The sequence below is a fragment of the Streptomyces sp. NPDC015171 genome (genome assembly GCF_043079545.1).
In the GTDB taxonomy this organism is placed as follows: Bacteria; Actinomycetota; Actinomycetes; order Streptomycetales; family Streptomycetaceae; genus Streptomyces.
In genome coordinates, this window is sequence record NZ_JBIBUO010000057.1 from 1 (window position 1) to 1429 (window position 1429).

The window sequence follows — 1429 nt, forward strand, 5'->3', positions numbered from 1 at the left end:
ATTTCGAGGGTCAGCTCGTCGTGGTTGCGCAGGAAGATGCCCCACTGGCAGCCGGACGGGATCGCGGGCGTCTTGGCGAGGATCTCGGAGACCGGGTGGCGCGATTCGCGCCGTACGGCCATGAAGATGCGCGGCATCACGGGGAAGTGGAAGGCCATGTGGCACTCGTCGCCGCCGGAGGCGTAGTCGCCGAAGTAGTCGACGACGTCCTCGGGCCACTGGTTGGCCTCGGCCAGCAGCACGGTGTCCGGGTACATCGCGTCGATCTCCCGGCGCACCCTTCTGAGGAAGGTGTGGGTGGCGGGCAGGTTCTCGCAGTTGGTGCCCTCTTCCGCGTACAGATAGGGCACCGCGTCCAGGCGGTAGCCGTCGATGCCCAGGTCCAGCCAGAACCGCAGGGCCGCCAGGATCTCCTCCTGCACGGCCGGGTTCTCGTAGTTGAGGTCGGGCTGGTGCGAGAAGAAGCGGTGGAAGTAGTACTGCCCGCGCACCGGGTCGAAGGTCCAGTTGGAGGCCTCGGTGTCGACGAAGATGATCCGCGCGTCCTCGTACTGCTTGTCGTCGTCGGCCCACATGTAGTAGTCCCCGTAGGGGCCGTCGGGGTTCTTGCGGGACTCCTGGAACCACGGGTGCAGATCGCTGGTGTGGTTCATGACGAAGTCGATGATGACCCGCATGCCGCGCTGGTGGGCGGCGTCCACGAACTCCACGAAGTCGGCGAGGTCGCCGAACTCCGGGAGGACGGCCGTGTAGTCGGAGACGTCGTAACCGCCGTCGCGCAGAGGGGACTTGAAGAACGGCGGCAGCCAGAGACAGTCGACCCCCAGCCACTGCAGATAGTCGAGCTTGGCGGTCAGGCCCTGCAGGTCGCCCACACCGTCACCGTTGCTGTCCTGGAAGGAGCGGACCAGGACCTCGTAGAAGACGGCGCGCTTGAACCACTCCGGGTCCCGGTCCTTGGCGGGCGTGTCCTCGAAGGTGTCCAGTACGGGGTCGTTGACGGTCATGACGCTGAGGGCCCTCCGATCTGGGGCGTCGATCGCCCGACGTGGAGCACGTGCGCCGGTGCCCGGCCGGGCGTGAGGCGCACGTAGTTGGTCCTGCCCCAGTGGTACGTCTCGTCCGTCAGTTCGTCGTGCACCGACAGGACGGCGTGCCGGTCCAGGCCGAGTTGCGGCATGTCCAACGAGACCGTGGTCTCCTGGGTGTGCTGCGGGTCGAGATTGACGACCACGATGACCGTGTCCGTACCCGTGCTCTTGCTGTAGGCGAGCACGGCGTCGTTGTCGGTCTGATGGAAGCGGAGATTCCGTAGGCGCTGTAGCGCGGGATGCCGCCGCCGGATGGCGTTGAGGCGGGTGACGAGCGGGGCGATGGTGCGGCCCTCGCGGGCGGCGGCCGCCCAGTCGCGGGGCCTGAGCTGGTATTT

2 protein-coding genes are annotated in these 1429 nt (G+C 67.0%); both read right to left on the bottom strand.

All coding sequences use genetic code 11. The annotated features are described in order from the left end of the window. Positions 1–1007, bottom strand: a 1007-nt coding sequence (locus ACF073_RS41475) for an alpha-amylase family glycosyl hydrolase (protein ID WP_392076749.1), incomplete at its 3' end; no start/stop codon positions are given. Continuing rightward, positions 1004–1429, bottom strand: a 426-nt coding sequence (locus ACF073_RS41480; protein ID WP_392076750.1) for an alpha-glucosidase C-terminal domain-containing protein, incomplete at its 5' end; no start/stop codon positions are given. The genes ACF073_RS41475 and ACF073_RS41480, both read right to left, overlap by 4 nt.